Raw genomic sequence first — 26,287 nt, forward strand, 5'->3', positions numbered from 1 at the left:
GGCCTACCAGTTGAGGTCTTCGACGCGGCCGTCGTTGTAGATGCGCGCTGAGGTGCGGCGGTTGATCCAGCAGTTGAAGCACACCGCGACCGGTACGAAGCCATGGCTCGCCGCATAGTCGATGTGTACCGCCATTGCGCTGGCATCGCCGCCGGTGCCCATGGGGCCGAAGCCCATGGCGTTGATGGCGTCCAGCAGGCGCTGCTCCATGGCCGCGAGGATGGGCTCCGGGTTGGTGCGGCCGAAGGGGCGCAGCACCGACTCCTTGGCCAGCCGCGCCGCGTAGTCGAAGGTGCCGCCGATGCCCACGCCGACAACGATGGGCAGGCAGGGTTGCGAGCCCGCGCGCAGCACGGTGTCGAGCACGAATTTCTCGATCTGCTCGAGCGTCGGGTACACGAAGGCGTCGACGGCCTCCCAACGGCCGGTGCCCATGGCCTTGGGCGCGCAGACGATTTCCATGTAGTCGGCGTCGTCGATCACATCGAAGCTCAGCAGCGGCATGTCCTTGCCCGCATAGCTGCGCGCATGCGTGAGCGGGTTGGTCACCATCTTGAGGATCGGCGGGTCGATGTGCTGCACCAGGTCGGCAAAGCCGCGCACGATGGCCTCGCGCACCGGCCCGTCGAACTGCACGCGCGTGCCGATCTTGATGCTGTAGGTGGGAATGCCGACGTCGGTGCACACCAGCTCGTTGCCCTGCTGCGCGGCGTCGGCGCTGTGCAGCATGATCTTGAGCGTGTGCTTGCCGGTGCTGCCGGTCTCGGCTGTTTCGGCGCGCTGCAGCGCGGCACGCGTGTCGTCGGGAATTTTCTTCAGGGAGCGCTCATAGAGCTGCGCCGTCACTCGTTGAAGAGTGGCACTGTCGATGGCCATGTTTACGTGGGATTCGCTTGTCTCGATGGCCCGTACGATGCGCTGTCGCGAGCAAGTGTTCAAGCGCATTCTTTGAAGTTTTCACCTGTAGAAAAGTCTGAACGTTTCGTTTGCGCCGGTGCCGTCGCCCCTCCAACAATGCGCTCCCCAACTTTCATGGAGGAGACAAGCAATGAGGTTTTTCGCGATGGGACTTGCAGCCGCCGGCCTGGCCGGTGCGGCGTGCGCCCAATCTTCGGTCACGCTGTTCGGCGTGGTCGATGCCGGCATCAGCGGCTATTCGAACAAGTCGACGGACCCGAAATCGGCCACGCTGGCCAATCCGTTCTATCGGAACCAGGGCAGCGTCACCGCGAGCCAGCGGGTGCTGTCGAACTCGGGCCTTGCGTCCAGCCGCGTCGGCTTTCGCGGCGTCGAAGACCTGGGCGGCGGACTGGCCGCGAGCTTCTGGCTCGAATCATCGATCACCAACGACTCGGGGCAGGAAGGCATCCAGAGCTTCGCGCGCCGCTCGACAGTCAGCCTGTCCGGCAGCTTCGGCGAGATCCGCCTGGGCCGGGATATCAACGCGACCTTCACCAACGACTTCGTGTTCGACCCGCTCGGCGTCAATGGCGTGGGCGTCAACCTGCTCTACCGCGCCGGCACCGCGATGAGCAAGATGGGCGTGCCGCAATCGGCGGGCGTGTCCCCGGTGCTGACCAATGCCTATGCGCGCAGCAGCAACATGGTGTCCTACTTCCTGCCGCCGAACCTCGGGGGCTTCTATGGACAGGTGCAGTACGCCTTCAACGAGAAGACCCAGACCTCGCCCGGCGTGCTGACGCCCGCCGCGACCGACACGCGTTCGGGCCGCTTCGTCGGCGGACGCTTCGGCTACGACCGGGGGCCGCTGAACGTGGCCCTGGCGCTCAGTCGCAACACGCTGCTGAGCGACTACCTCACGGGCACCACGCTGCGACAGGACACCGTCAACCTCGGCGCGGCCTACGACCTGGGCGTGGCGAAGCTCTTCGGCGAGGTTTCGCGCATCAAGAACCGGACGATCGTCACCGGCCTGGCGGCCAGTACAGCGTCCGACCTCGATCTCTCGGGATTGATGTTCGGCGTCAACGTGCCGGTGGGGCCGGGCGTGATCCGGGCGTCTTATGCAAAGGTGCGGTACGACTACCACCGGCCGTTCAACACCACGCCGGACCCGAAGGCGCGGCAGCTGGCGTTGAGCTACGTGCACAACCTGTCCAAACGCACCGCCCTGTATGCGAGCGTTGCGCGCATCGACAACAGGAACGGCGCGGCGCTGTCCGTGGGTGGTCCGAGCTTCGTGTCGGGCGCTCTTGTGCCAAGCCGCTCGACCGGCTACGACTTCGGGCTTCGCCATGCCTTCTGATTCCATGCGCACCCCGACGAACGGGTGCCCCCTGCGCATCGCGGTCATTGGCGCGGGCGCCATCGGCGGCCACTTCGCGGCGCGGCTCGCGCAGGCCGGGCACTCGGTCACCGTGCTCGACCGCGGCGCCACGCTGGAAGCGATTCGCGAGCACGGCCTGCGCTACACAAGCGGCCCGCAGCCGCAGCAATGCATCGCGGTTCGCGCCGCGGCATCGCCGCTCGAGATGGAGCCGCCCGAACTCGTGGTGCTCGCGCTCAAGTCGCACGTGCTGCCGGCGGTGGTGCCCACGCTGTCGCCCCTGCTGAAAGAAGGAGCCACTGTTCTGCCGGTCGGCAACGGCTTGCCGTGGTGGTATTTCCTGGTGCCCGGAAAGCCGCTGTCCGGTTTGCGTCTTCGAAGCGTGGACCCCGAAGGCGCCATCGAAAGAAGCATCGACGTGCAACAGGTGCTCGGCGGCAGCGTGATGGCGTCCTGCCACTGTTCGGAGCCGGGCGTGGTAGTGCACAGCGCCGGCGGACGCGTCGTGGTCGGAGAGCCGGCCGGCGGACTCAGCGAACGTGCGCAGCACTGGGCCGGCGTGCTGGCTGACGCCGGGCTTGGCGCCGTCGCGAGCGACGATATCCGCAGCGAGCTTTGGCTCAAATTGCTGGGCAATGCCTGTGCCAATCCGCTGAGCCTGCTGACCGGCGTGACCACCGACCGGATGCTGGACGATGATCCGATGCGCCAATTGTTCGAACGCATGATGACCGAGTGCATCTCGCTCGGTCGGCGGCTGGGCCTGACGATCCAGACCGACACGGCGCAGCGCATGGCGCAGACACGCAAGCTCGGCGCGATCAAGACCTCGATGCTGCAGGACATGGAGGCCGGCCGCGGCGTGGAACTCGATGCGATCCTCGGTGCCGCGCTCGAAAGCGCATCGGCCTTGCAGCAGCCGGTGCCCTACCTGGAGAGCGCGTTCGCGCTGGCCTGCATGCGGGCGCAGCAGGCCGGGTTGTACTTCTCGCGAAGTTCGGCCCGCTGATCAGCGCGCCCGGTCGGCCACCGGGCGCACGGCGTGCGTGGATTCGGCGTCCTCGTTCAGCCCGATCCACGCGTTGCCGAAGTTCACGGCATAGAAGTGCTGATCGGCCTCGCTGCCGGAGCCCGACCAGAACTTGATGGGCGGCGTATCGGGGAAGCGCGCCGCGTCGATGGTGGGAATGGTGGTTTCGCCTACGCACCAGCGTGGCAGGGTCACGGGAGACTGCTCGGGGCTCAGTGCGAGCGTGAAGCTCTCGTCCACCAGTCCGTGGTCGCAGCGCCGCAGGGCGGCCAGTTCCCCGATGGTCGGCAGCCGCCACTGGGTGATGCCCTCATGGCCTTGGGTATTGAGCGCGTGAACGCGTGCCTGGGCATCCATCAGGCCCAGCCTCTCGGGCTCGCCCACACAACGTTCGCCCTTCGAGGTCTGGCCCACGGCGCAGCGCAGCCATCGCAACCCGGTGGTGGCATCGGTGACGACAGCCGCCGACTCAGGGCGGGTCGTGGGTGAAACGGCTTGTTCGTTGCAACCGCCGAGCAGCAACAGGGTCATCAAAGCAGCCGCCGACGACCAAGGCTTCGCATCGCGCATTCAAAATCCTCCATGACATATAGGTTCTTGGCGGATTTTCCACTCTAGGAGGTGGCACCGGCTTCGCTCAGCCGCGCCCGGCCCGCAATTGCTTCGCCTGTCAGAGCAGCCGCGGAGAGCCGTCATCCGACTGTCATAGATACGAAACGTTAAAAACATAACATAAGTACACATCTATCCAGCAGGCGCCGTTTTCCATGCCCGAAACCTCCGAGTATTTGAGCGATTTCCGGCCGCGTTTTCGCCAGCCCAGCGCGGCGGATCTCTGCACGGAAGTGCCGTGCATGACGACCGAGGAGACGAACGAGAAGGTGATGGAGGTTTTCAACCGGCACCGCGACCTCGTCAGCCTGCCGGTGGTGGAGCAGAACCAGCCGATCGGCCTGATCAACCGGAACATCTTCCTGTCGCAGATGAGCAAGCCGTTCCGCGTCGAGCTGTATGGCCGCAAGAGTTGCATCGCCTTCATGGACAAGGACCCGCTGATCGTCGATGCGGCGCTGGACCTGGAAGCGTTGACCTTCAAGACCGTGGCGCACGGCGAGAAGGCCCTGTCCGACGGCTTCATCATCACGCGCGACGGCGAGTTCGCCGGCGTCGGCAACGGCTTGCAGCTCATGCGCCTGGTGGCGGACCTGCAGGTGTCGCGCAACCGCCAGATCATGCACAGCATCGAATACGCCAGCGTGATCCAGCGCTCCACCCTGCGCAGCTCGCTCGACGCCCTGTCGCGCGCCTGTCCCGAGGCCCACCTGGTGTGGGAGCCGCGCGACGTGGTCGGCGGCGATTTCTACCAGTTCAGCACCGCGGCGGACGGCTGGTTCGCCACCGTGGCCGACTGCACGGGGCACGGCGTTCCCGGCGCCTTCATGACGCTGATCGCCTCCACCAACCTGAATCAGGCCATCGAGCAGCACGGGCCGCGCGACCCCGCCCTCCTGCTGGGCAACGTGAATCGCAGTATCAAACATATGCTGGGCCAGATGGACGGGCAGGACGCAACGCCCGGCTCGGACGACGGCATGGACGCCGCGTGCTTCTGGTTCGAGCCCGCGCATGGCCGGCTGGTGTTTGCCGGCGCCCGGCTGTCGCTGTTCCTGCTGCGCCCCGGCGCCGATGCCGTGGAACTGGTCGAGGGGCAGCGCAAGGGCGTGGGCTACATGGACACCGAGTTCGACTTCGGCTGGACCAACCAGGAACTGCACCTGCCCCAGGGCAGCCTTGTCTTCGTGAGCACCGACGGGCTGATCGACCAGGTCGGCGGCCCCCGCGCCATCGCACTGGGCAAGCGTCGCGTGCGCGAACTGCTGCTCGAGCAGCGCGGGCGCACGGCCGCGCAAGTCAATCAGGCGGTGCTGGACGCCCTGCGGGCCTGGCAAGGCGAGCACCACCGCCGCGACGACCTGACCTTTTTCTGTTTCCGCACCTGACACGGGAATTCACCCATGCCCTTCCCCCCGATCGCCGACAAGTACGGTTCCTTCTTCAACGTGGCGCGCCAACACCAGGTCATCTTCTATTACGTGGGCTACTTCTCCCAGCACATCGTGGCCGCCATGTCCGACGCCGTGAAGCTGCAGCTCGAGGTGGCCGGCGTGGCCGGCCCGACACGGCGCAAGCTGTTCTCCTCGTTCGTCGAGATGGCACAGAACATCATTCACTACTCGGCCGATACACTCACGGCCGCGAGCCTGGACAGCGGCGAGTTGCGCCACGGCTCGGTCTGCATCCGCCGCGAGAGCGACGGCGGCTTTCTACTGCTGTGCGCCAACCCCGTCGAGCCCGCGATCGCCGATGCGTTGCGCGAGAAGCTGGAGACGCTGCGCAGCATGACGCTGGAAGAGATCAAGCAGGCCTACCGCCAGACGCTGCGCGAAGAAACGCCCGAAGGCAGCAAAGGCGCGGGCATGGGACTTCTCACGGTCGCTCGCGACGCCCGCGAGCCGCTGGAGTTCGATTTCGACGCTGCCGACAGCGCCGGTGGCTCCCCGGTGTTCTACCTGAAGGCGGCGATCTAAACCGCCCAAGCCCGGCAACGAATCGAGATTACAGATGGAAAACCTCTACATCGCCCCGACGCCCAGTTCCCCCCAGGTGGACTTCAAGTTCGACGCTCGGACACTCAGCCTGCGGGGCGAGTCCTATCCCGAAAACGCCGCCGCCTTCTATGGCGAGGTGATTGCGCGACTCAAGGAATACCTGGCCCAGCAAAGCGGCACCCAGATCGAGGTCAATATCGCATTGGCCTACTTCAACAGCTCCAGCACCAAGATGCTGTTCAACCTGATCGCGGCGCTCAACGACGCGGTGGAGGCCGGCAACCGGGTGAACCTGAACTGGTACCACGACGAGGACGACGACACCATCCTCGAATTCGGCCAGGAGCTCAGCGAAGACTTTCCCGCGATCGACTTCGCGAGCCATCCCGTGAAGCCGGCCTGAATGGACACCGCCGCACCGCCGGATCTGTTCGACGCCGAGAGCCGGGCGCTGCAAGCCGCGCGCGCCGCCTACGACGCCAGCGCCACGACGCAGTCCGAACCCTGCCGGCAGGCGCTGGGCGAACTGCTCACGGCCTACGAACGGCTCCTGCGCGAAACGCGCCGGCTGGTGCGCCGCAGTGACCGGGCCGAATTCGACATGAACCAGCTGAACCTGCGCCTGCAGGACCTGGCGGCCGAGCTCGAATACCGCGCCACGCACGATCCGCTGACCGGCGTGCTCAACCGGGCGGCCATCATCGAGCTCGTGAACAGCCATTTTCGGACGGTGACATCGCACTGATCGTGCTGGACATCGATCACTTCAAGCGCATCAACGACAGCTTCGGCCACCCCACGGGAGACCGCGTCATCCAGGCCGTGGTGAGCTGCCTCAAGCAAGAGGTGCCGACGACGGCGCAGATCGGCCGTGTCGGCGGCGAGGAATTCACCGTGGTGCTGCCAGGGCAAGGCGGCGATGCCAGCGGACAGGTCGCGCAGGCGCTGCGGCGTGCCATCGAGGCGTATGCATTCGATCTGCCCGACGGCAGCGGCGTCACGGCCAGCTTCGGCGTGTGCTGGTCGCCGCGCGGCAGCAACTTCGACAGCGCCTACGGTCTGGCCGACGAAGCCCTGTATGTCGCCAAGCGCGGCGGACGCAACCAGGTCGCGCTCGCATCCGGCCACGCGCAACCCGCATGAGGCGCGAGGCTGAGCCGGGCCGGTCGGCCCGCGCGAAGGGCCGGGCGCCCGACTGGCGCGTGCTGGTCGTGGACCAGGACGCCGACGTGCATGCGGCAGCGCGCGCCGCGCTGCAGGGCCTCACGCTGTTCGAACGCCCCCTGGTGTTCGTGCATGCCTACTCGGGCGAGGAAGCGCGCGCGCTCGTGCTGCGCGAGCACGACCTGGCCGTGGTCATCCTGGACGTGGTGACGGAAAGCACGAAAGCCGGGCTGGACCTGGTGGACTTCATCCGCCACACCGCCGGCCTGCGCAACACGCGCATCGTGCTGCGCACGGGCGGACCGGGCCATGTGCCGGCGCTGGACACGCTGCTGCGCTATGACATCAACGACTACCGGACCAAGGCCGAGCTCACGCAGGACCGCCTGCTGGCCATGGTCGTCACGGCCGTGCGCTCCTACAAGCAGCTGTGCGCCATCGAGGCCAACAGCCGCAGCCTGGAGCTCATCGTGCGCTCCAGCGCCTCGCTGCTCGAAGAGACCGATCTGCGCGCCTTTGCCCGCAGCATCATCACCCAGCTCATCGCGCTGCTCGGCGCGGCCGGGGACGGCCTGGTCTGTGCACCGGGCATGCAGCCGGCCAGCCCGTACCGCGTGGTGGCGGCGGCCGGCCGGTTCACCGGCCTGGTCGATCTGCCGCTGGATGCGCTGCCCGAATTGCCCGAGCTCTCCGGGCTGCACCTGTTGCGCCGCGCGCTCTCGCTCGGCTGCAACGTCTATGGCGAGGACGGCGGCGTGGCCCTGCACATCGGCCGCAAGGACGATCAGGACATGGCCGTCTTCATCGACACCACCGGGCTGCGCGGCACTGTCGACCGGCAGCTGCTGGACGTGTTCTGCGTCAACCTCAGCACGCTGCTGCACAGCCGAGGGCTGCTGGAGCGGTTGCACGAATACGCCTACTACGACCCGCTCGTGCGACTGCCCAACCGGACCCACTTCGTCGAAAAGGTCGACGACTGCGCACGGCAGGGCATGCGGGACCACATCCTGGCGCTGGTCGACATCGACGACTTCAGCGCCACCAACGACGTCATGGGCCACCGCTTCGGCGACCGCCTGCTGGAGACCGTGGCCCGGCGCCTGGCCGATGCATTGCCGGCCGAAGTCGTGCTGGCCCGCCTGGGCGCCGACACCTTCGGCGTGCTCGGACCCGTCGGCCAGGTGTCGCCGACGCAATTGCTGGAATGCGTGCGCCAGCCGCTGGCCGTCGACGGCGTGCCGCACAAGGTCTCGCTGACCTGCGGCTACGTCTTGCTTCCGGAAGACGCACAGGCTGGCGTCGATCTGGTCAAGGACGCCACGATTGCCTTGAAGCGCGCCAAGCGCGACCACCGCGGCCAGCACCTGCAGTACTCCGGGCACATGGGCACCGAGGCCCGCGCTCGCGCCTTGCTGCTGTCCAATTTGCGTGCCGCCATCGACAACGCGCAGCTGTTCCTGGTCTATCAGCCGCAAATCGACCTGAACACCCGCGCGCTGGTGGGCCTGGAAGCCCTGCTGCGCTGGCGCGCCGATGACGGCAATCTGGTGCCGCCGGACCGGTTCATTCCGGTGGCCGAGCATTCCGGCCTGATCGTGGCGCTCGGGCAATGGGTGTTGTCCACGGCCTGCATGACCATGCGCGAGCTGCTGGATGCGGGCTGCGCGCCGCTGCGCATGGCCGTCAACGTCTCGACCGTGCAGTTGCGGGACCCGGGGTTCTTCGAGACCGTGCGCGCGGCGTTGTCGCACAGCCGGCTCCAGGGCAGCCACCTGGAACTGGAGATCACCGAATCCGTCGCCGTGCTGCCCACGCAACTGCTGGAGTCCACTTTGACCGCCTTGCGGGCCGAGGGCATTTCCATTGCCATCGACGACTTCGGCACCGGCTATTCATCGCTGAGCTATCTGGAGCGGCTGCCGCTGGACCGCATCAAGATCGACGGCACTTTCGTGCGCCAGCTCAGCGAGACGCAAGGGCACGCATCGCCGAAATGGTCGTGCAACTGGGCCGCAAGCTCGGCCTGCACGTGCTGGCCGAAGGCATCGAGGACGATGCCGCCTGGCAAGCGCTGCTGGCCATGGACTGCAACGAAGGCCAGGGCTACTGCATTGCTCCGCCCATGGACAAGGACAGTTTGTTCCGCTGGCTTCAGCAGCGGGCCGATCGGCGCGAGGGCATCGCGCTTCACAGCGGGCTGGACGGGGCCTGATCGATGAGGGCGGCCTGCGGACCACACGCCCTCGCGCTGTCGAACCATGAGATCTGCGTGCCACGCGTCTTCACGACAGATCTGTCAGTCCACCGGGCCACGACTGTGCACTGTGAAGAACTCGCAAGATGCGAACGCCATCTTCTTCGACCCGATACGCCACGATGTATGGCGTGCGACGAATGACAAGTTCGCGGGTTCCTTCGATGCGCCCCGGACGCCCGCCCTCTGGAAACTGCAGCAGCACCAATACCTGCGTGGCAATGCGCTCATCTACCGAGATTGCCGCGCGTGAGTCATCTTTCTCGATGAAATCGAATATTCGCTCGCGGTCATCCATCGCCAGCGGCGACCACTCAAGCCTCACGCGCCACCTTCACCGGCCTTGAGCTGCGCGGCCGCACGACGCTTGGCGAAATGCGCCTCGACTTTTTCATGAGGAATACCCGGGCGAGGGTCGTCCAAGGCCTCCTGGACCTTGGCCCGGAACCAGGCGTCATACGCCGCGGGATCGACGGTCAGGCCCGCCGGCAACGCGCCCTCTTTTGCCACGCGCGTCAAAACGATCCTCATCACATCCGACACGCTAAGACCGATGTTGTCGAGCACAGCAGTCGCGCGCTCCTTGATTTCGGCGTCGATGCGGGTCTGCACCAATGCGTTTGCGGCCATGGCGGCCCTCCTGGTCAGAAAACAATCGATCAATTGTAATTCAATTGAATGACAAATGAGCTGCTCACGGTGCGGGCACGGAGGCGTGTGCAGTCGGCCGCCATGCCGCGAAGGTTCAAGCGTCGAGCCTAGCCTCTGCAGGGGCTGCAGGCGGATCGGCACGCCCCGTGCGTGCAAACGCGCTGGGAGAGAGCCCCACGGAACGACTGAAGGCAGCACTGAACGCGCTTGCCGATTGGTAGCCGACTGCATGAGCGACCTCGCCGAGCGAGAGTCCGTCATGCCACAGCATGTCCTTAGCCAGGGCCATGCGCCATCGCAGCACGTACTCCATCGGTGGCGCGCCAAGAATTTGTGTGAAGCGCGCGGCAAAGGCCGCGCGCGACATGCCGACCTTGCTCGCGAGATCCTCGATGGTCCAGCGCCGCGCGACGTCCTCATGAATCAGTCGCAGCGCATTCGCCATGCGCGGATCGGCCAGGCCCGCCAGGAGTCCTGAAATCGGCGCTGCGTCCTGCGCGGGTTGCCAGCGCAGCGCTTCGATCAGCATGATCTCGACAAGGCGCGTCAGGATGGCGTCGCCACCGGGTCTCGGCGTCATGCTCTCTTCGCCGATGGCGCGCGCAATCCAGCTCAAACGCGCCGCCCCGCTGTCCGCCGCCTTGATGTGGACCACCATGGGCAGAAGCCCCACCAGCAGCGGAGCGCTCGTCGGGTCGAACAGGAAGTAGCCGCCGAGCATCCTCACCGCCGCCTCGTCCTCCTGGGTGCCATGTCGGACCTCTCCCGCCGGACTCGCCTCCGCGATACGCATGGCGGGGCGATCCATTGCCTCGAGGTCGCTCCCCATGCGCAAACCCGGCGTTGCGGGCAGCAATACGTAGTCCCCCGGTTCCATGAGAAAGGGATCTGCCGAGTCCAGCCTCAGCCAGCATGAGCCTTGCACCATCAGGCAGAAGCTGGGCTGCCCGTAGCTCGGATATTGCACCGCCCAACTGCCCGCGCCACTGACGAACTTGGACAGCACCGTTTGGGGTCGCAGCAAGGCCACGATGGAAGCCAGTGGGTCCGCATTTAGACGATCTCGCATGAAATCCAGATTATGCGATATGGATCGTCTTGGTCAAGCGCCCTAGCATCGACCCATCTTGAAAGGAAGACGAACATGAAAACGGTACTGATCACGGGCTGCTCCTCAGGTTACGGCAAGGCCACGGCAGCGCATTTCCTGGCGCTGGGTTGGAACGTCATCGCGACGATGCGCAAGCCCGACCCGGCGCTTCTGGGAGCGTCTTCGGAGCGGTTGCGCGTGGTCCGGCTCGACGTGACGAACGACGAGAGCATCGCGCATGCAGTAGACCAAGGCATCGCGGCCTTCGGCCAGATCGACGTGCTGGTCAACAACGCCGGCATCGGCTTGTTCTCGGCCTTCGAGGTCACGCCCAAGGAAACCATCCGCGAGCTGTTCGAGACCAACACCTTCGGCGTAATGGCCATGAGCCAGGCCGTGATTCCCCACATGCGCGAGCGCGGCGAAGGCGCCATCGTCAACGTGACGTCCAGCGTCTGCTTCGCGGGGATGCCGCTGGTTGCACCCTATGCCGCCAGCAAGTTCGCGATCGAAGGGTTCACCGAAGCGCTGTTCTTCGAGCTGGAGTCCATCGGCGTGCACGTGCGGCTCGTCGAGCCGGGCTACGGCCCCGGTACCGCCTTCACGGCCAATGGCATGGACCGCATGGACGGGTTGATCTCGCCGCCGTACCAGGCCTATGCAGGACAACTCCTGGCGCAGTTCAAAGTCGCTGGCGCGGTGACGACGCCGAATCAGGTCGCGGCGGCCGTGTTCGCGGCCGCCACGGAAACGTCGGAAAAGCTGCGATTTCCCGCGGGCCCCGACAGCACCCACCTGGCCGATGCGCGCTGGAACAGCACCGACGAGCAGTTCCTTGCGGGAATGCGGTCGATGCTGCGGATGAAGGCTTAGCCGCGCGTCATCGGCTCCGCCCCCTCAAAGGTCTTCGCTTCCCAGCAGCATCTCGTTGATGCCCTTGCCCACTTCCACCACGGGAAGACGTTCTCCGTCGGATCGATCCGGAAATCGAGAAGCACGGTGCGGTCGCGCATGGCCCGGGCTTCCTGCAGTGCGGCTTCGATATCGGTCGGGCGTTCGACCAGCATGCCGACATGGCCGTAGGCTTCGGCGAGCTTCACGAAGTCCGGCAAAGCGTCGAGATAGCTGTGGCTGTACCGGCCCTCGTGGCTGATCTGCTGTTGCTGCCGGACCATCCCGAGATAGCGGTTGTTCAGAAGAACGATCTTGATCGGCGTGTCGTACTGCAGGCAGGTCGACAGTTCCTTGGTGCTCATCTGCACGGAGCCGTCGCCCACGATGCAAAAGACCTCGCTGTCGGGTCTTCCCATCTTCACGCCCATCGCGTAAGGGATCCCAACGCCCATGGTGCCAAGCCCACCTGAATTGATCCAGCGCCGCGGTTCCTCGAAGCGGAAGTACTGCGCGGCCCACATCTGATGCTGTCCGACATCCGACGCGATGTAGACATCGTCATCGCGGGTGATCCTGCAAAGCGTCTCTATGACGCGCTGCGGCTTGATGACGAACGTGTTGTCGCGATCGTAGTCAAGACAGCGTCGGGCGCGCCAGATCGCGATCGCCGACCACCACTCGGCCATGTCCTGCGCCGCGGGCCGAGCCGTTGAAGCATCGAGCAAGCAGAGGAGTTCCACGAGAACGGTCTTGACGTCGCCGACGATGGGAATGTCCACCTTCACGCGCTTGGCAATGCTCGAGGGATCGATGTCGATGTGAATGATCTGGCGCCTGCTCTGCGCGAAGTGCGCCACGTTGCCGATGACCCGGTCATCGAAGCGCGCCCCGATGGCCAGCAGCACGTCGCAGTCCTGCATGGCGTTGTTGGCCTCCCAGGTGCCGTGCATCCCCAGCATCCCCAGAAATTTGGGATCCGAGGCCGGGTATGCGCCCAGGCCCATGAGCGTGCTGGTGACCGGAAAGCCCAGCCGATCCACCAGCGTGCGCAGTTCATCGCAGGCGCCACTGAGAAGCACGCCTCCGCCGGTATAGATGTAGGGACGCCTGGCGCTCAGAAGCAGCTGCAGGGCCTTGCGGATCTGACCGCCGTGTCCTTGCATCGTGGGCTTGTACGACCGCATTTCCAGCGCCTGCGGATAGCCCGCATGGACGATCCTGCTGGCCGACACGTCCTTCGGGAAATCCACCACCACGGGGCCGGGACGGCCGCTGCGTGCGATGTGAAACGCCTTCTTCAGCGTCTGCGCGATGTCCCGTGGGTCCTTGATCAGGAAGTTGTGCTTCACGATCGGGCGAGTGATGCCGACCGTGTCGCACTCCTGGAACGCGTCCTGCCCGATGGCGGGGGTCGGCACCTGGCCGCTGATGACGACCATCGGAATCGAGTCCAGGTAGGCCGTCGCGATGCCGGTCACGGCATTGGTCAAGCCGGGGCCGGATGTGACGAGCGCCACGCCGACGTGGCCGGTGGCGCGCGCATAGCCGTCGGCCGCATGCACGGCCGATTGTTCGTGCCGGACCAGGACATGCTGGACCTGCTGCTGCTTGTGCAGGGCGTCGTACACATGAAGTACGGCGCCGCCGGGGTAGCCCCACAGGCAGGTGACACCTTCTGCCTGAAGGCATCGGATGAGGATTTCAGAGCCCGTGAGCTCTTCGCTGGATGCATCGAGTGAAACCGATGCGGCGGAGGTTGCGCCGGGCAATGCCGCGGCTGCCGGGGGATGCCCGGCGGGAGAGTTTTTCATGGTCTACCTTTGTGAATTTCTCTAACGAAATACCTCGGGTGCCCCTTCCCCCGACCCTTGTGAGGTGGTGTTGGGACCTTGGACCCAGCGGCCATGGACGCAATGCTTGCTGCGTCGGGCCGGGATCTGTTTGCCGTTGAAGTGCAGCGGCGATTATCTCCGCATCGGGTGCTACAGCCGCTGCAGGACGGCCGAGACGGCCTGTTCGGGAAATGCCCCCGTCCCGCGAAGCAGGTTGACGGTGAATACCGTCCGGCCCAGCTCCTGCCATGGAACATTGAGTGCAAAGGACAGATCGAGCGCTTCCAGTTTCCTGTAATCCGCGAAGGACGCGCGGAACTCGGCGCTGGTTTGCGACCTGAATGCCTGACCGCCAAAATCACGCGATCGGCCCACGGGCTTCCCATCAGGCGCTTGATGCCCCCGCTGGGATAGTTCACCTCGTCGGTCGAGAAGTGGCGTCTGACCAGGTTCTCGTGCCAGTCCACTTCAAGCACCGTCAGCAGGTCGAAGTTCACGCGCAACGCCAGGCGCTTCGCGAACAGCGTCCAGTCCCGTTGAACCGTCACGCGTGGCTCGCAAGCGGAGTCGAGCCGGCGTCCGGTTCGCTGGTGGTTTTCCCGACTCGCGCCGCGACGCTGGCGCCGCGAGAGCTTTCTGGTTGACGCTCTGGAACACGCCTTCCGGCTTGAGCTGCATGATCACGATCAGACTGACTGCGATGACCAGCTCACGCAACGAGGCGACCTGCACGGCCGTCAGTCCTGGAATGACTGCTGCGATGAAGCGCGTCGACTCCAGCAAGGCAACGACGGCAAGCGACCCTGCGAGTGCCCCCACCACGCGTGTACCCACCGGCGGTGGCCGCAAGGAAGATGTAGATCGTCAGCAGCGGAACGAATCCGTCGGGGGCGATGTAGCTGGTGAGATGGGCATAGATGCCTCCCGCCAGGCCCGACAGCGCGGCGCCGACGAAGAAGGTCTTGAGCTTGAGTTGCAGCACGGGCTTGCCCGCGACCGCGGCCACCTGCTCGTCGTCTCGCACGGCCCTGAGCGCGCGTCCATACGGCGACCTGAACAAGCGGACAAGGCCGAACGCCGCGGCCGCGACAATCGCCCAGACCAGCAGAAGGTAGAACCAGGGGTGGATGGCGCCAAGCTCCGCCTTCAGCGGCGACCGGATGCCCGAGAGCCCGTCGCTGCCGCCGGTGAGCCATTTCTCGTTGGTCGCGACAAGCCGGATGACTTCGGCAAAGCCCAGCGAGACGATCGCCAGGTAGTCGCCACGCAACGGCCGCGTCAGGTACGACAACACGACCCCCACCGCACCGGCCATCAGCGCCGCGCACATGAGCGAGATACCGATCGGAATGCCGGCGTTCGACAGCAGGGCGGAGGCGTACGCACCGACGGCGTAGAAGCCGACGAGGCCGAGATTCACCATGCCGCCCTGCCCCCAGATCGTGACCAGTCCGAGGGACAACAGAGCGTAGATGCCGGCCAGCGTGGCCATGAAGACAAGGTAAGAGGTCACTTGCGAACTCCCGATGCTCCGGCGAACAAGCCGCTTGGACGAATCAACAGCACCAGCAGGATCGCGGCGAAGGCCGTCGCCGACTGGTAGACGGGAGAAATGACCAGAAGCGAAACCTCGCTGACCATGCCGATCAAGAGCGCCCCCAGCACCGCCCCGGTGAGGCTCGTCAGCCCACCGAGCACGCTCGCCGAGAAGATGATCAGCAAGAGACGCGAACCTGTGGAAGGGTCCACGCTGGTGTCGATGGCCAGCAAGGCGCCGCCGATGCCGGCCAACCCCATGCCGATGAAGGTGGCCAGGTTCGACAGCCTTGTCGGGTCGATGCCCTTGAGACGGGCCAGGTCGGCGTTGTCCGCCACGGCCCGCATGGCCTTGCCCACGCGCGTCACGGTGAAGAACGCCGCCAGCACCACCGCGATCGCCAGAGCGATGCCGAGGTTGTGCACCTGCTGCGGCCCCACCCGGATGCCCGCGAACTGCACATCGCGTGCAATGGGCATCTCGAAGCTGTTCAGGTCGCTGCCGAAGCCGAAGCGCAGCGCGTTCTCCAGTGCAAGGTTCAATGCGATGGACACGATGGCCACCATCAGCGGTGTATGCGCCGAGATCTTGCGGCGCATGGGAACGAGCGCGAGACGGTCGCCCACCACCCCCACCAGCCCGGCCAACGCGAACGCCGCCACCAGCACGGGAACAAGCGGCCAGTGCAGATGGGTGTTGACCAGCCAGCCTCCGTAGGCGCCCACCGTCATCTGCGCGGCAATGCTGAAGTTGATGAACCCGAGCACGCTGAAGATGAGCGTCAGGCCCAGGGCGGGAAGGGCGACGACCGCCCCCATCACCAGGCCGTTGACCAGGTGCTGAACAAGATCGGAGAACATCTGGATCCTTCGGTTCGGGTCAAGCGACCTTTGTCACGACGAGCTTGCCCTTCTGGATCTGCTCGTAGCGAAAGAAGACGCCCTTGACATCACCGTTGTCGGCGAAGTCGAGCGGCCCGCTGGCACCGTCGAAGTTGATGCGGCCGCCGGCACCCAGCAGCTTGAGCCCTTCGGCGGCACTGTCGACCACCTTGGCCTGCGTCGATTGGGAGATGCCGCGCAGGTGGTCCCGCACCGTGGTTCCGTTGGCCTCGGCCGTCGGCGCGCTGGCGAGCGCAAGAGCGACAAGCATCACGTGGTCGTAGACTTGGCAGGAATAGCTGTCGAGCGCCTCGAGCTTCATCCTGGCCACCAGGCGCTTGTAGGCACCTGCGGTCACCGACGCCGAAGGAACCAGCGAATACGCGCCTTCTGCGACCTCGGCGGGCACGGCCTCCACGAGCTTCTGGTTGATCCCGAACGAGAAGCCGATGCGCTTGCCGTCGTAGCCGGCACGGTAGAGGTCTTTCAATACCACCGAGGTGTCGGGAACGTAGCCGCCAAGCACGATCACATCCGGCCGGGTGCGCAACGCCTGGTCGACCTCGGAGCGATAGCTGGACTTCTTGTCTTCGTAGATCAGGCCGGCACCCGCGCCGCCGGCCCGTGTGAAGATCCCCGAGATGATGTCGATGTACGACTGCGCGAACGGCGTTTGCGGCCCCATGAAGAACATCTTCCTGCAGCCGAGTTCGATGCCGAGGTCACCCACCCGCGTGCCCTGCAGTGTCACCGTGGGCGAGGTCCGGAAGACATAGCCCTGGTGCGGCAGCTTCGTGATGCTGTCCGCGCCCGAGGAGGTGGCCAGGACCGTCTTGCTCTCCCAGCACAGCGGCGCGATGGCCGAAGTCACGGACGATGCATAGGACCCGCCGATAGCGACCACGCGATCGACGTCGATCAGCTTGCGCGCAGCGCACCGCGGCTTCCGGGTTGCTCTGATCGTCTTCGATGACGACTTCCAGACGGCGTCCGTTCACCCCTCCGGCCGCGTTGACCTCCTCCGCGGCGATCTGCGCGGCACGGCTCATGGTCGCACCGAACTGGCTGGTGGCGCCGGTCAGGGGGATCAGGATTCCGATCCTGATCGGCTCCTTGTTCTGCGCCCACAGCACGGGGTGCGCAACACCGAGGGCCACCGCGGCGCCGGTGGAAAGAAAAGATCTTCTGCTAGTCATGGCCATGCTCCAAGGAAGTTGAATCAGTGATGAATCGGTGCGCCGCCGAGGAACAGGTGACGGATCTCGTCATCCGCCAGCAGCTCGCTGGCCTTCGTGTCCCTGAGCTTTCTCCCGGCGACAAGCACGATCCCGCGCGTGCCGTACTCCAGAGCCAGCAGGGCGTTCTGCTCGACCATCAGAATCGCAAGGCCCTGGGCGGCCAGCTCGCGGATCAGGTCGAACACTTCGTCGGCCGCGGCCGGCGACAGCCCGGCCGTCGGTTCATCGAGCAGGAGCACGGTCGGCTGCGTCATCAGGGCAATCGCCATCGCCAACACCTGCCGCTGGCCTCCGGACAGGTTGCCGGCCTTGTGCTTCAGGCGCGGCTTGAGCAGCGGGAAGCGTTCGAGCTGCGCCTCGATTCGCGACCTGGCCTGCGCACGCACCAGGTAGCCTCCCATCTCGAGGTTCTCCTGACCGTCAGGCTCTGGAAGACGTTGCGCTCCTGAGGCACGAAGCTCAGCCCCTGTGCACAGGCTTCCTGCGCGCTGCCCGACAGGAGATGACGGCCATCGATCTGCACATGGCCGGTCTTGGGCTTGAGCAACCCGGCGACGAGCTTCAGGAAGGTCGACTTGCCAGCCCCGTTGGGGCCGATGATCACGGCAAGGTCACGCGCCCGCACCTCGAGATCGATGCCCTTGACGATCTCGTCCGCACTGCCGTAGCCGCCGCGGATGTCGCGCACGTTCAGCGTCGTCATGTGCGGCTCCTTCCAAGATACGAGGACTGGACACGCGGGTCCGACGTGACCTGGTCGAAGCTGCCGTGCATCAGGTACTTGCCCTGCGCCATCACGACGACTTCTTCGCAGAGCCGTTGAATGAGCGCCATCTCGTGTTCGATCAGGAGGATCGCGATGCCTTCGGCCTTCACGATTTCGAGCTGATCCGCGATCTCGCCGACAAGCGTCGGATTGACTCCGGCCATGGGTTCGTCGAGCAGGATCATGTCGGGCTCGGCGAGCAGCGCGCGCCCGATCTCCAGCAGCTTCTTCTGGCCGCCCGAGAGCGCGGGCACGAGGTTGTCCAGCACGTGATCCAGACGGAGCCTTCGCGCCATGGCCCAGGCTTTTTCCCGAAGATCTTCCTCGCGTGCGCGGACCGCCGCGCCGCCGAGAAGACCGGCAAGAAAACCTTCTCCGCGCTGCCGCGGGCCATAGAGCATCAGGTGCTCGAAGACGGTCATCCGCGGACAGCCGCGCGCGAGCTGGAAGGTCCTGATCAGACCCGATCGCGAAATGCCCTCGGGCCGCAACCCGGTGATGTTCTTGCCCTTGAACGCGATTCGCCCCGACGCATGCGGCAGCAAACCCGTGATGGCATTGAAGAGCGTCGTCTTGCCGGCACCGTTGGGGCCGATCAAGCCGGTGGTCTTGCCGCGCGAGACATTGAAGGTCGCACCGTCCAGTGCATGGAGTCCGCCGAACGTGGCACGCACGTTCGAGATTTCAAGGAGTGCATCCATGTCAATGCGCCAGCGAGGTGCTCGCACGTACCGGCAGTTCATTCTTGACGAACTTCCCGTCCTTCAGGATGGCGGCGATTCCCTCGCCCTGCCCCGTCAGCACACCGATGTCGCGCAGCGGGTTGCCCCGCACGACCAGCAGATCGGCGATTGCGCCAGGCCGCACCACACCCAGCTTGCCGGCATGCTGCACGATCTCCGCGGCCACGGTCGTGGCGCTGCGCAGCGCCTCCAGATTCCCGACGATCTCTGCGCGCACGCGCAGCTCCTCGCTCTGGTGGCGATGCGACTCGCCCAGCAGGTCGCTGCCGTAGCCCATCTTCACGCCGTTGCGGTGAAGCAGCGCAACCGCCTGCCGGCCTGCCTGGCGCACATCGTCCACTTTGGCGATCGACTCCACAGGCAGCCCGAGCGAGGCGCCTTCGAGCGAAAGCATGTCGAAAGTGATCAGCGTCGGCACGACGAAGACGCCCTTCTCCTTCAGCAGCACGGCCGTCGCCTCGTCCACCAGATTGCCGTGCTCGATGGTTCGGACACCGGCTTCCACCGCACGCCGGATGGCGTGCGGTGTGTAGGCATGCGCCATCACGTAGGTCTGCCACGCGGTGGCCTCTTCGACGATGGCCCGCAGTTCGTCCATCGAGTAGCCGGTGTTTCCGATGGGATCGTTCGGCGAGGTCACGCCGCCGCTGGCCATCACCTTAATCTGGGTTGCCCCTTTGGTCAGCTCTTCCCGCGCGGCGCGGCGCACCTCGTCGACACCGTCCACGACGCGCCCGATGTTGCCGATGCGGAACGAACATGCGCAGGACTCGAGCTGGTCGCTGCGTGCACGGAAGTCGCCGTGCCCGCCGGTTTGCGAGTGCCTTGCCGGACGTGAAGAGCCGGGGCGATTCGATCAACCCGTCTCTGGCGGCCTGGCCCAGGGCCCAGTCGCCACCGCCCGCGTCGCGCACGCTGGTGAAGCCGCGCATCAGCATCCCCTTGAGGATCGGCAGCGACCGGATGATGCCCAAGGCGTTGGGCAGCCGTGCCGCGAGTCCCAGGTTGACCGAGGAAGCCGTGACATGGACATGGCAATCGATCAGACCGGGCATCAACGTCAGGCCATCGAGGTCGTAGACGGCTTCGGCCGCCCTCGGCCGGGCAAGCCGCGCCCCGACCTCCGCCACCTGGCCGTCGACAACGACGACGTCCATGCCATCGACCAGCTCACCCTGTTCGAGATCCAGGAGGTTCGCATTCCGCAGAACGAATATCGACATGAAAATTTCCGCCCAAAACACCTAATACGATAGGAGTCTAGGAGTCGTATACTCCTACGACAATAGGTGTCGAGCACCTAAGTGTTTTTTCCTAGGGAGTTTTCATCGATGCGCAATAAGGCACCCGACAAGAACGCGGCGATCGACTACCACCGCGCCTTTCAAGATGCGCCCGTCGGCCAGGCGCTGGGACGCGACCGGCTGATCGTTGCCTGCAACCGCGCCTTCGCCGCCATCTTTCGAGCGCAGGTCGACGACCTCATCGGTACGTCGTTCGAGCGGCTCTACCCCACGCAGACGCACTTCGAGCAGACGGGCGATCGCATCGCCCCGGTGCTCGCCAAGCACCGCACGTTCTCCGACGACCGGGTGATGCGCCGGCTCGACGGAGAACTCTTTTGGGTGCACGTGAGCGGGTTCACGTACACACCGGAAGATCCGCATCACGACACGCTCTGGGCTTTCACCGACCTGTCCACCGGACGCAAGGTGAACTCGGCGCTGCGCGGCTCCATGACGCCTCGCGAGCGCGATATCGCGGCCCTGCTGATCGAGGGAAAGACAGGCAAGGAAGTGGCGCGGGCACTGAACATCAGCCCGCGCACGGTGGACATCTACAAGACACGCTTGCTGCGCAAGTACAGCGTGAGCAGCACGCCTGACCTGGTGAAGCGCCTGCTCGCCGGCTAGGCGTCAAGCCTGCTCGGCCAGATACAGCCGCACTCCGAACTGGAGACGGAAGCGCCCTTCGACGCAGTCCAGGTCCAGCTTGGTCAGTTCGCTCAGGCGCCCCAGGCGGTAGCGCAACGTGCTGATGTGCACGTCGAGGCGATCGGCGGCGCGCTGCAGGTTGAACCCCTCGTCCGTCAATGCGATGGCGGTATCGATCAAGGCTTGCCCGCGCCTGTCCGCTTCCAGCGCGCCGAACAGCCGCTGGATGAAGACCCGCCGCGCGGCCGCATCGCCGGCCAGCACGCGAGGGAACATCGCTTCATCGAAGAAGTGGACGCGCCCGGGCTTGGTGTGCGGCATGAGGTCGGCCATCTCCAGTCCCGCCGAATGCATGCCTGCGACACCCTGGTGAACCTCGCTCACGCCCATCGCGCAGTGGCCATGGGAGATGCTTGACCAGAGCCATTCGATGTCCACTTCGTGCGGCACGAGCGCATGGATCTGGTTGGCCGACAGGCTGATGAGCGGCTGCGCCCCCTTCTGGCGAAGCGCCCGCGCGACCTGCCCTGCGAGTTGCTCGCGACGCCCCAGGCCTTCGCTCGAAAGCGGGTTGGGCTCATCCAGCAGGATCGTCGCCAGGCGGTAGGACTGCTCAGGGTCCCAGCCGAGCAAACGGGCGCGCTCGATGACGCTCGGCGTTTCGTCAAAACGCCCTTCCAGCAACGCGGCGACAAGCGCATAGCCAAGGCGCGCCTCGTGGGCCGACAGCTCGCGCTGATGCGCGATCTGCAAGGCAGCCACGATGCTCGCCTGCTCCACGGCACGCAGATCGATCTCGCTGAGCGGCGGCACGCCTTCGGCCACCAGAACGTAGCCGAGGCCGCCATTGCGATTGCGTACCGCACAGCCCACCACACTCTGGGCTGTCGTTGCCAGTCGCGACGGGCGCGGATGCCAGCGGATGGCGCGCGTCTGCGCATCCATCGCCTTGATGCCGCCGCCCGCGGACAGCGCCTGGAAGATACCCGGCTCGAAAGCCGGCGACGCATGGCCGCCCTGCTCCACGATGTGGCCTGCCAGCAGACCGCCCTCGGTGGCGTGAATCTGCACCGAGCGCTCCAGAACCTGGCCGAGCACGCGTGCCACGTCCTGCAGGCTGTCGCCTGTTGCCGCGGCCTCGGTGAGCTGGCGGTGGATCTGCGCCGACTTCGCCAGGGCGCGGCTCTGGCGGTCCACGAGTTCACGATGCACGTATTGCGTGATCGAACTGAACGGCACCTCCCAGGGCAGCTCGATGAGCGGCAGGTGCGCCCGGTTCGCGGCGGCAATGGTTTCGGCCGCGAAATGCTCGACGAAGTTGGGAACCGCCAGCACCACGCCGCAAGCCCCCTTGGCCGCGAGCTTGCCGATCAGCACGGCGGCGTCCTTGTCGCCCTTCGGCCAGTTGTAGCCGGTGCTCAGAAGCAGATGGCCCGGCTCCACCCATTCCTCGATGTCCGGGTGATCCACCACCTGAACCCACGAAATGTCCCTTGCCAGGTGCGCCGAAGCCGCCACCACGGTCCCCACCTGAAGGGGGGATGTGCGAAAGGCTTCATCGAGTTGCATGGGTCAAATTCTACGAATCAACGGAGAACCTGGATATCGATTCCCATCTTTCCTTCATATCCGAAGACCGCCATCGCTCTTAAATTTGCCCCATGCCCTCATCGCACATCGAGAGTCTTTCTGTCTTGGTCGGCGCCGCGAATTGCCTGGTCGAGGAAGAAAGCACGCACCCCTTCACGACCGACTACCGCGGCGTGTTCCACGGAAAGGCGCTCGCCGTCGTGCGTCCGGCCGATACGGCCGAAGTCAGCCGCGTGGTCGCGTACTGCCACGCCCACGCCATTCCGGTCGTGCCTCAGGGCGGCAACACCTCGTTGCTCGGAGGTTCGGTCCCGGACGGGGCCGGCAAAAGCATCGTGCTCAGCCTGTCACGCATGAACCGCATCCGCTCGGTGGATGCCGTGAACGACACCATGGTCGTCGAGGCCGGCGTGACTTTGCATCAGGCGCGGATGAAGGCCGAGGAGGTGCGCAAGCTCTTCCCCTTGCGCATCGGATCCGAAGGCAGCTGCCAGATCGGCGGAAACATCTCGACCAATGCAGGCGGTACAGCGGTCCTGCGATACGGCAACATGCGCGATCTCGTTCTCGGCATCGAGGCCGTGTTGCCCGACGGGAACGTCTGGCATGGGCTGCGCGCCCTGCGAAAAGACAACACCGGCTACGACCTGAAGCAGCTGTTCATCGGCGCCGAGGGCACGCTCGGCATCGTCACCGCCGCCGTCCTCAAGCTGATGCCCCAGCCGCGCTCCGTCTGCACCGCCTTCCTGGCGTTCGATACAACGGAGATCGCGCTTGGCTTCTTCATGGAATTGCGCAAGTGCATCGGTCAGGATGTGACTGCCTACGAACTGATTTCGCAGCCCGCGCTCGACCTGGTTCTGAACCATCTGCCCGATTCGCGAGCGCCTCTTTCCGTGTCCGCCGAGTGGTACGTGCTCGTCGAGATGGCCTCGGGTCGATCGCAAGAGGAACTCGAGAGCGATTTCTATGGCGCCGTGCAGGTCGGTCTGGAAAACGGCAGCGTCCGCGACGCGGCAGTGGCGGCAACGCAGGCGCACGCCGCCGATTTCTGGCGGATCCGGGAGGAAATATCGGATGCCCAGACGCGCGCAGGCGGAAGCGTTCGCTGCGACATCTCCGTGCCGCTTTCGAAGATGCCGGAGTTCATCGCACAAGCCTCGGCCGGCGTACTCGCCCTGGAGCCGCACACGCGCATGGTGGTCTACGGACACGTTGGCGACGGCAACGTGCATTTCAACCCGCTGCGACCCGCCTGCGAAACGGCCGCTCGATACCTGGCCCGCGCCAGCCGGCCGATCACGCACATCGTGGACGAGATCGCCATGGCCATGAACGGTTCGATCTCCGCCGAGCACGGCGTCGGCGCGGCCAAGCGGGACGAGTTGCTGAGCGTGAAGTCTCGCGTCGAGCTCGAGATGGCATGGCGCATCAAGCGCGCCTTCGATCCCGGCAACCTGTTCAACCCGGGGAAGTTCCTTCCTCGACTGGATGCCATGAAAGAGGCCGCGCCTTGACCGCCATCGGCCCCGGCACCGCGATTTTCCAGACACTTTCAACGAGGACTTCCATGCACATGTCAGACCATTTCGCCGAACTCACCGAGATCGACCGTCGTCACTGGCTTCATCCCGTTGCCCCGCTGCGGCAGCACGAGAAGCGGGGCGCGACCATCTGGCAGGCGGCCGACCGCATTCATCTGATCGACGCCACCGGCCACCGGGTGCAGGATGCGTTCTCGGGCCTGTGGTGCGTCAACGTCGGCTACGGGCATGAATCGATCGTGCAGGCCGCCGCCGAGCAGATGCGCCGACTTCCGTATGCCACGGGCTACTTCCATTTCGCGAACGAGCAGGCCATCCGCCTTGCAGGCCGCCTGACGGCGCTGGCACCGGCGGGGCTGACCCATGTGCTTTTCGGCCAAGGCGGCTCCGACGCCATCGACACCGCCATCCGCGCCGTCCGCTATTACTTCAATGCGACCGGCAGACCGAACAAGAAGCACTTCATCGGCCTGGAGCGCGGCTTTCACGGAAGCTCCGCGGTCGGCAGCGGGTTGACGGCGTTGCCGCTTTTTCACCGCTTCTTCGACGTGCCGGCGCCGCAGCAGCACCACATTCCTTCGCCCTACCCCTACCGGCACGCGGACGGGCCCGACCCGGCGGCGGTGCTCGCGAGCACGGTGCGCGCTGCGTGACAAGGTGGCCGCGCTCGGTGCCGACAACGTGGCGGCGTTCGTCTGCGAGCCGATACAGGGCTCCGGCGGTGTGATCATTCCGCCACCGGGCTTTCTGGCCGCCATGCGCAAGGCGTGCGACGAACTGGGAATCCTGCTGATCGTCGACGAGGTCATCACCGGCTTCGGCCGCACGGGGCCCATGTTCGCCTGCGCTTCCGAGGGTGTGACGCCGGACGTGCTCACGCTCGCCAAGGGGTTGACCGCCGGCTACGCGCCGATGAGCGCGACCCTGATCTCGCAGGAGCTCTACCAGGGCATCGCCGACGGTGGCAGCGACGGGACTGCGTTCGGCCATGGCCAGACCTATGCCGGCCACCCAGTCAGCGCCGCCGTGGCCAATGCGGTGCTCGACCTGTACACGGACGGCGGCCTGCTCGAAAACGGCCAGCGTGTCGGCCAGTATTTCGAAGCGAAGCTGAAAGATCTCGAGTCCCTGCCGTGCGTGGGCGAGGTCCGTGTGCGCGGCCTGCTCGGGGCCGTGGAACGGCGTTGGTGCATGGATACTGCGCAGGCGTTCTGTTAGGCTCGCGGCCCTGATAAAAAGACCGCCTCCCGCCACATGCCCAACAAATTCAACGCCGATCACCGCCATCATATTCCGAAGATGCGGCACTTCGTGCGTAACTGGCCCGAATATGAATCGGGACTTCGCAACCGTGGCAGCCTGACGTTCTGGGTTACCCCGCAGGCGATGCAACTCTGGCCAGCCCAAGCGCGCAGCACACCAGGCGGGCAGTCCATCTATTCGAATCAGGCCATCCAAACCAGCCTGATGCTGCGCCTGGTATTTGGCCAAGCCCTGCGACAAACCGAGGGTTTGATGAGGTCGATTTTCCAGCTTCTCGAGATTGATCTGAAGGCCCCCGACCACACTACCTTGAGTCGCCGAAGCATGACCCTCAAGGCTTTGCCACGCCAGTGCGCGCTGCCCGCCGGGCCGCTGCATTTGTTGATCGACAGCACCGGGCTGAAGCTGTTTGGCGCAGGCGAATGGCTGCAGAAAAAGCACGGACAAAAGTCGCGGCGTAGCTGGAGAAAGCTGCACTTGGCAGTGGACGCCAGCACGGGGCACATCGAGGCGTCGGTCTTGACTGGCCAGGATGTCGATGACCCATCTCAGGTTGGTCCACTGCTTGATCAGATCGAGCACGAAGTCGCCTCTGTTACCGCCGACGGCGCCTATGACGGCGAGCCAACCTACGAGCGGATTGCCCAACGCGATACGCAAATCGACGTCATTATTCCACCGCGCGTTACCGCCCAGCCCAGCGCGCAATTCGAGGCAGCGCCGACCACACGCGACAACCACCTGTTGATGATTCAAAGCTTGGGACGGCTGGAGTGGCAAGAGGCCTATGGCTACGGCAAACGTGCGCTGGTGGAAACCACGATGGGTCGCTTCAAGGCCATCATCGGGCCAAAGTTGCGTGCCCGTGATCCACGTGGCCAGCAGGCCGAGGCAAATGCTGCGGTGGCGGTGCTCAACCGCATGCTGAGCGCTGGACGCCCGAACTCCGTCCGCACTTCAGCAGCTGCCGTCTAAGC

At 65.3% G+C, this 26,287-nt stretch carries 20 protein-coding genes and 7 pseudogenes; 12 read left to right on the forward strand and 15 right to left on the reverse strand.

All coding sequences use genetic code 11. The features are described 5' to 3' along the window. Nucleotides 1-3: 3 nt before the first annotated feature. Nucleotides 4-876, reverse strand: a complete 873-nt coding sequence (locus L3V85_RS36600) for a fumarate hydratase (protein ID WP_237677427.1) — start codon at nucleotides 874-876, stop codon at nucleotides 4-6. Between the two features lie 172 nt (nucleotides 877-1,048). On the opposite strand from L3V85_RS36600, the gene L3V85_RS36605 reads away from it, so the two are divergent. Next, on the forward strand, nucleotides 1,049-2,266 hold the full coding sequence (locus tag L3V85_RS36605; RefSeq protein ID WP_237677428.1) for a porin: 1,218 nt from the start codon (nucleotides 1,049-1,051) through the stop codon (nucleotides 2,264-2,266). After that, complete coding sequence (locus L3V85_RS36610; RefSeq protein ID WP_237677429.1) at nucleotides 2,256-3,296, forward strand: ketopantoate reductase family protein; 1,041 nt, start codon at nucleotides 2,256-2,258, stop codon at nucleotides 3,294-3,296. Before L3V85_RS36605 ends, L3V85_RS36610 begins: the two co-directional genes overlap by 11 nt. On the opposite strand, the gene L3V85_RS36615 is transcribed toward L3V85_RS36610, so the two are convergent. Then, nucleotides 3,297-3,848, reverse strand: coding sequence for a DUF1566 domain-containing protein (locus tag L3V85_RS36615; protein WP_237677430.1), 552 nt, complete (start codon nucleotides 3,846-3,848; stop codon nucleotides 3,297-3,299). 236 nt (nucleotides 3,849-4,084) lie between these two features. Between L3V85_RS36615 and L3V85_RS36620 the strand changes: the two genes are divergently transcribed. The 5 genes and pseudogenes from L3V85_RS36620 to L3V85_RS36640 all read left to right on the forward strand — a co-directional run bounded on the left by L3V85_RS36620 (nucleotide 4,085) and on the right by L3V85_RS36640 (nucleotide 9,305). Further along, nucleotides 4,085-5,317, forward strand: a complete 1,233-nt coding sequence (locus tag L3V85_RS36620; protein WP_237677431.1) for a SpoIIE family protein phosphatase — start codon at nucleotides 4,085-4,087, stop codon at nucleotides 5,315-5,317. A 15-nt stretch (nucleotides 5,318-5,332) separates the two neighbouring features. Beyond that, nucleotides 5,333-5,905, forward strand: a complete 573-nt coding sequence (locus tag L3V85_RS36625) for a SiaB family protein kinase (RefSeq protein WP_237677432.1) — start codon at nucleotides 5,333-5,335, stop codon at nucleotides 5,903-5,905. A gap of 34 nt (nucleotides 5,906-5,939) precedes the next feature. Next, nucleotides 5,940-6,329 carry a DUF1987 domain-containing protein gene (locus L3V85_RS36630; protein ID WP_237677433.1) on the forward strand — a complete coding sequence of 130 codons (390 nt, stop codon included), beginning with the start codon at nucleotides 5,940-5,942 and terminating at the stop codon, nucleotides 6,327-6,329. Further along, a pseudogene (locus L3V85_RS36635) lies at nucleotides 6,330-7,069 on the forward strand (GGDEF domain-containing protein). Between the two features lie 416 nt (nucleotides 7,070-7,485). After that, nucleotides 7,486-9,305: pseudogene (locus tag L3V85_RS36640) on the forward strand (putative bifunctional diguanylate cyclase/phosphodiesterase). A 70-nt stretch (nucleotides 9,306-9,375) separates the two neighbouring features. On the opposite strand, the gene L3V85_RS36645 reads toward L3V85_RS36640, so the two are convergent. From L3V85_RS36645 to L3V85_RS36655, 3 genes are all read right to left on the reverse strand, one after another. Next, nucleotides 9,376-9,672, reverse strand: a complete 297-nt coding sequence (locus L3V85_RS36645) for a type II toxin-antitoxin system RelE/ParE family toxin (protein WP_237677434.1) — start codon at nucleotides 9,670-9,672, stop codon at nucleotides 9,376-9,378. Then, nucleotides 9,669-9,977, reverse strand: coding sequence for a type II toxin-antitoxin system RelB/DinJ family antitoxin (locus L3V85_RS36650; RefSeq protein WP_237677435.1), 309 nt, complete (start codon nucleotides 9,975-9,977; stop codon nucleotides 9,669-9,671). The genes L3V85_RS36645 and L3V85_RS36650 overlap by 4 nt, the downstream gene beginning before the upstream one ends. A gap of 115 nt (nucleotides 9,978-10,092) precedes the next feature. After that, nucleotides 10,093-11,067 (reverse strand): AraC family transcriptional regulator, encoded by a 975-nt coding sequence (locus tag L3V85_RS36655; RefSeq protein ID WP_272934592.1) that lies wholly within the window; start codon nucleotides 11,065-11,067, stop codon nucleotides 10,093-10,095. Nucleotides 11,068-11,142: 75 nt separating this feature from the next. Between L3V85_RS36655 and L3V85_RS36660 the strand changes: the two genes are divergently transcribed. Continuing rightward, entirely contained in the window at nucleotides 11,143-11,961 is an 819-nt protein-coding gene (locus L3V85_RS36660) for an SDR family oxidoreductase (protein ID WP_237677437.1), read from the forward strand. A gap of 24 nt (nucleotides 11,962-11,985) precedes the next feature. Here L3V85_RS36660 and L3V85_RS36665 read toward each other — a convergent pair. From L3V85_RS36665 to L3V85_RS36715, 9 genes and pseudogenes are all read right to left on the reverse strand, one after another. Next, nucleotides 11,986-13,793: pseudogene (locus tag L3V85_RS36665) on the reverse strand (acetolactate synthase 3 catalytic subunit). A gap of 171 nt (nucleotides 13,794-13,964) precedes the next feature. Continuing rightward, complete coding sequence (locus tag L3V85_RS36670; protein WP_237677438.1) at nucleotides 13,965-14,189, reverse strand: hypothetical protein; 225 nt, start codon at nucleotides 14,187-14,189, stop codon at nucleotides 13,965-13,967. Between the two features lie 93 nt (nucleotides 14,190-14,282). Further along, complete coding sequence (locus L3V85_RS36675) at nucleotides 14,283-14,546, reverse strand: hypothetical protein (protein ID WP_237677439.1); 264 nt, start codon at nucleotides 14,544-14,546, stop codon at nucleotides 14,283-14,285. Next, on the reverse strand, nucleotides 14,524-15,306 hold the full coding sequence (locus L3V85_RS36680; protein WP_237677440.1) for a branched-chain amino acid ABC transporter permease: 783 nt from the start codon (nucleotides 15,304-15,306) through the stop codon (nucleotides 14,524-14,526). The genes L3V85_RS36675 and L3V85_RS36680 overlap by 23 nt, the downstream gene beginning before the upstream one ends. Nucleotides 15,307-15,323: 17 nt before the next feature. After that, nucleotides 15,324-16,211, reverse strand: a complete 888-nt coding sequence (locus tag L3V85_RS36685; protein ID WP_237677441.1) for a branched-chain amino acid ABC transporter permease — start codon at nucleotides 16,209-16,211, stop codon at nucleotides 15,324-15,326. Nucleotides 16,212-16,233: 22 nt separating this feature from the next. Next, nucleotides 16,234-17,379: pseudogene (locus tag L3V85_RS36690) on the reverse strand (ABC transporter substrate-binding protein); the annotation flags it as partial. Nucleotides 17,380-17,451: 72 nt separating this feature from the next. Beyond that, nucleotides 17,452-18,173: pseudogene (locus L3V85_RS37585) on the reverse strand (ABC transporter ATP-binding protein). Next, a complete protein-coding gene (locus L3V85_RS36710; protein ID WP_237677445.1) occupies nucleotides 18,170-18,937 on the reverse strand; it encodes an ABC transporter ATP-binding protein in 768 nt (255 codons plus the stop codon). The pseudogene L3V85_RS37585 and the gene L3V85_RS36710 overlap by 4 nt, the downstream one beginning before the upstream one ends. 1 nt (nucleotide 18,938) lies before the next feature. Further along, nucleotides 18,939-20,202 (reverse strand): annotated as a pseudogene (locus L3V85_RS36715) (amidohydrolase family protein). A gap of 108 nt (nucleotides 20,203-20,310) precedes the next feature. Between L3V85_RS36715 and L3V85_RS36720 the strand changes: the two are divergent. Then, complete coding sequence (locus L3V85_RS36720) at nucleotides 20,311-20,892, forward strand: PAS and helix-turn-helix domain-containing protein (protein WP_237677446.1); 582 nt, start codon at nucleotides 20,311-20,313, stop codon at nucleotides 20,890-20,892. 3 nt (nucleotides 20,893-20,895) lie between these two features. Here L3V85_RS36720 and L3V85_RS36725 read toward each other — a convergent pair whose 3' ends face one another. Then, nucleotides 20,896-22,482, reverse strand: coding sequence for a PucR family transcriptional regulator (locus tag L3V85_RS36725; RefSeq protein WP_237677447.1), 1,587 nt, complete (start codon nucleotides 22,480-22,482; stop codon nucleotides 20,896-20,898). Between the two features lie 92 nt (nucleotides 22,483-22,574). Here L3V85_RS36725 and L3V85_RS36730 point away from each other — a divergent pair, with 92 nt between their 5' ends. The 3 genes and pseudogenes from L3V85_RS36730 to L3V85_RS36740 all read left to right on the forward strand — a co-directional run bounded on the left by L3V85_RS36730 (nucleotide 22,575) and on the right by L3V85_RS36740 (nucleotide 26,285). Next, nucleotides 22,575-24,020 carry an FAD-binding oxidoreductase gene (locus tag L3V85_RS36730; RefSeq protein WP_237677448.1) on the forward strand — a complete coding sequence of 482 codons (1,446 nt, stop codon included), beginning with the start codon at nucleotides 22,575-22,577 and terminating at the stop codon, nucleotides 24,018-24,020. 59 nt (nucleotides 24,021-24,079) lie between these two features. Beyond that, nucleotides 24,080-25,226, forward strand: a pseudogene (locus L3V85_RS36735) (aminotransferase class III-fold pyridoxal phosphate-dependent enzyme); the annotation flags it as partial. Between the two features lie 75 nt (nucleotides 25,227-25,301). Then, on the forward strand, nucleotides 25,302-26,285 hold the full coding sequence (locus tag L3V85_RS36740; protein ID WP_237676703.1) for an IS5 family transposase: 984 nt from the start codon (nucleotides 25,302-25,304) through the stop codon (nucleotides 26,283-26,285). Nucleotides 26,286-26,287 lie beyond the last annotated feature (2 nt).

It is taken from the genome of Variovorax paradoxus, from assembly GCF_022009635.1.
In the GTDB taxonomy this organism is placed as follows: Bacteria; Pseudomonadota; Gammaproteobacteria; order Burkholderiales; family Burkholderiaceae_C; genus Variovorax.

What these genes read in the sequence shown, in the direction of transcription:
- L3V85_RS36600 (WP_237677427.1), bottom strand. Translation starts at nt 876, where the DNA reads ATGGCCATCGACAGTGCCACTCTTCAACGAGTGACGGCGCAGCTCTAT.
- L3V85_RS36605 (WP_237677428.1), top strand. Translation starts at nt 1,049, where the DNA reads ATGAGGTTTTTCGCGATGGGACTTGCAGCCGCCGGCCTGGCCGGTGCG.
- L3V85_RS36610 (WP_237677429.1), top strand. Translation starts at nt 2,256, where the DNA reads ATGCCTTCTGATTCCATGCGCACCCCGACGAACGGGTGCCCCCTGCGC.
- L3V85_RS36615 (WP_237677430.1), bottom strand. Translation starts at nt 3,848, where the DNA reads ATGACCCTGTTGCTGCTCGGCGGTTGCAACGAACAAGCCGTTTCACCC.
- L3V85_RS36620 (WP_237677431.1), top strand. Translation starts at nt 4,085, where the DNA reads ATGCCCGAAACCTCCGAGTATTTGAGCGATTTCCGGCCGCGTTTTCGC.
- L3V85_RS36625 (WP_237677432.1), top strand. Translation starts at nt 5,333, where the DNA reads ATGCCCTTCCCCCCGATCGCCGACAAGTACGGTTCCTTCTTCAACGTG.
- L3V85_RS36630 (WP_237677433.1), top strand. Translation starts at nt 5,940, where the DNA reads ATGGAAAACCTCTACATCGCCCCGACGCCCAGTTCCCCCCAGGTGGAC.
- L3V85_RS36650 (WP_237677435.1), bottom strand. Translation starts at nt 9,977, where the DNA reads ATGGCCGCAAACGCATTGGTGCAGACCCGCATCGACGCCGAAATCAAG.
- L3V85_RS36655 (WP_272934592.1), bottom strand. Translation starts at nt 11,067, where the DNA reads ATGCGAGATCGTCTAAATGCGGACCCACTGGCTTCCATCGTGGCCTTG.
- L3V85_RS36660 (WP_237677437.1), top strand. Translation starts at nt 11,143, where the DNA reads ATGAAAACGGTACTGATCACGGGCTGCTCCTCAGGTTACGGCAAGGCC.
- L3V85_RS36680 (WP_237677440.1), bottom strand. Translation starts at nt 15,306, where the DNA reads ATGGCCACGCTGGCCGGCATCTACGCTCTGTTGTCCCTCGGACTGGTC.
- L3V85_RS36685 (WP_237677441.1), bottom strand. Translation starts at nt 16,211, where the DNA reads ATGTTCTCCGATCTTGTTCAGCACCTGGTCAACGGCCTGGTGATGGGG.
- L3V85_RS36710 (WP_237677445.1), bottom strand. Translation starts at nt 18,937, where the DNA reads ATGGATGCACTCCTTGAAATCTCGAACGTGCGTGCCACGTTCGGCGGA.
- L3V85_RS36720 (WP_237677446.1), top strand. Translation starts at nt 20,311, where the DNA reads ATGCGCAATAAGGCACCCGACAAGAACGCGGCGATCGACTACCACCGC.
- L3V85_RS36725 (WP_237677447.1), bottom strand. Translation starts at nt 22,482, where the DNA reads ATGCAACTCGATGAAGCCTTTCGCACATCCCCCCTTCAGGTGGGGACC.
- L3V85_RS36730 (WP_237677448.1), top strand. Translation starts at nt 22,575, where the DNA reads ATGCCCTCATCGCACATCGAGAGTCTTTCTGTCTTGGTCGGCGCCGCG.
- L3V85_RS36740 (WP_237676703.1), top strand. Translation starts at nt 25,302, where the DNA reads ATGCCCAACAAATTCAACGCCGATCACCGCCATCATATTCCGAAGATG.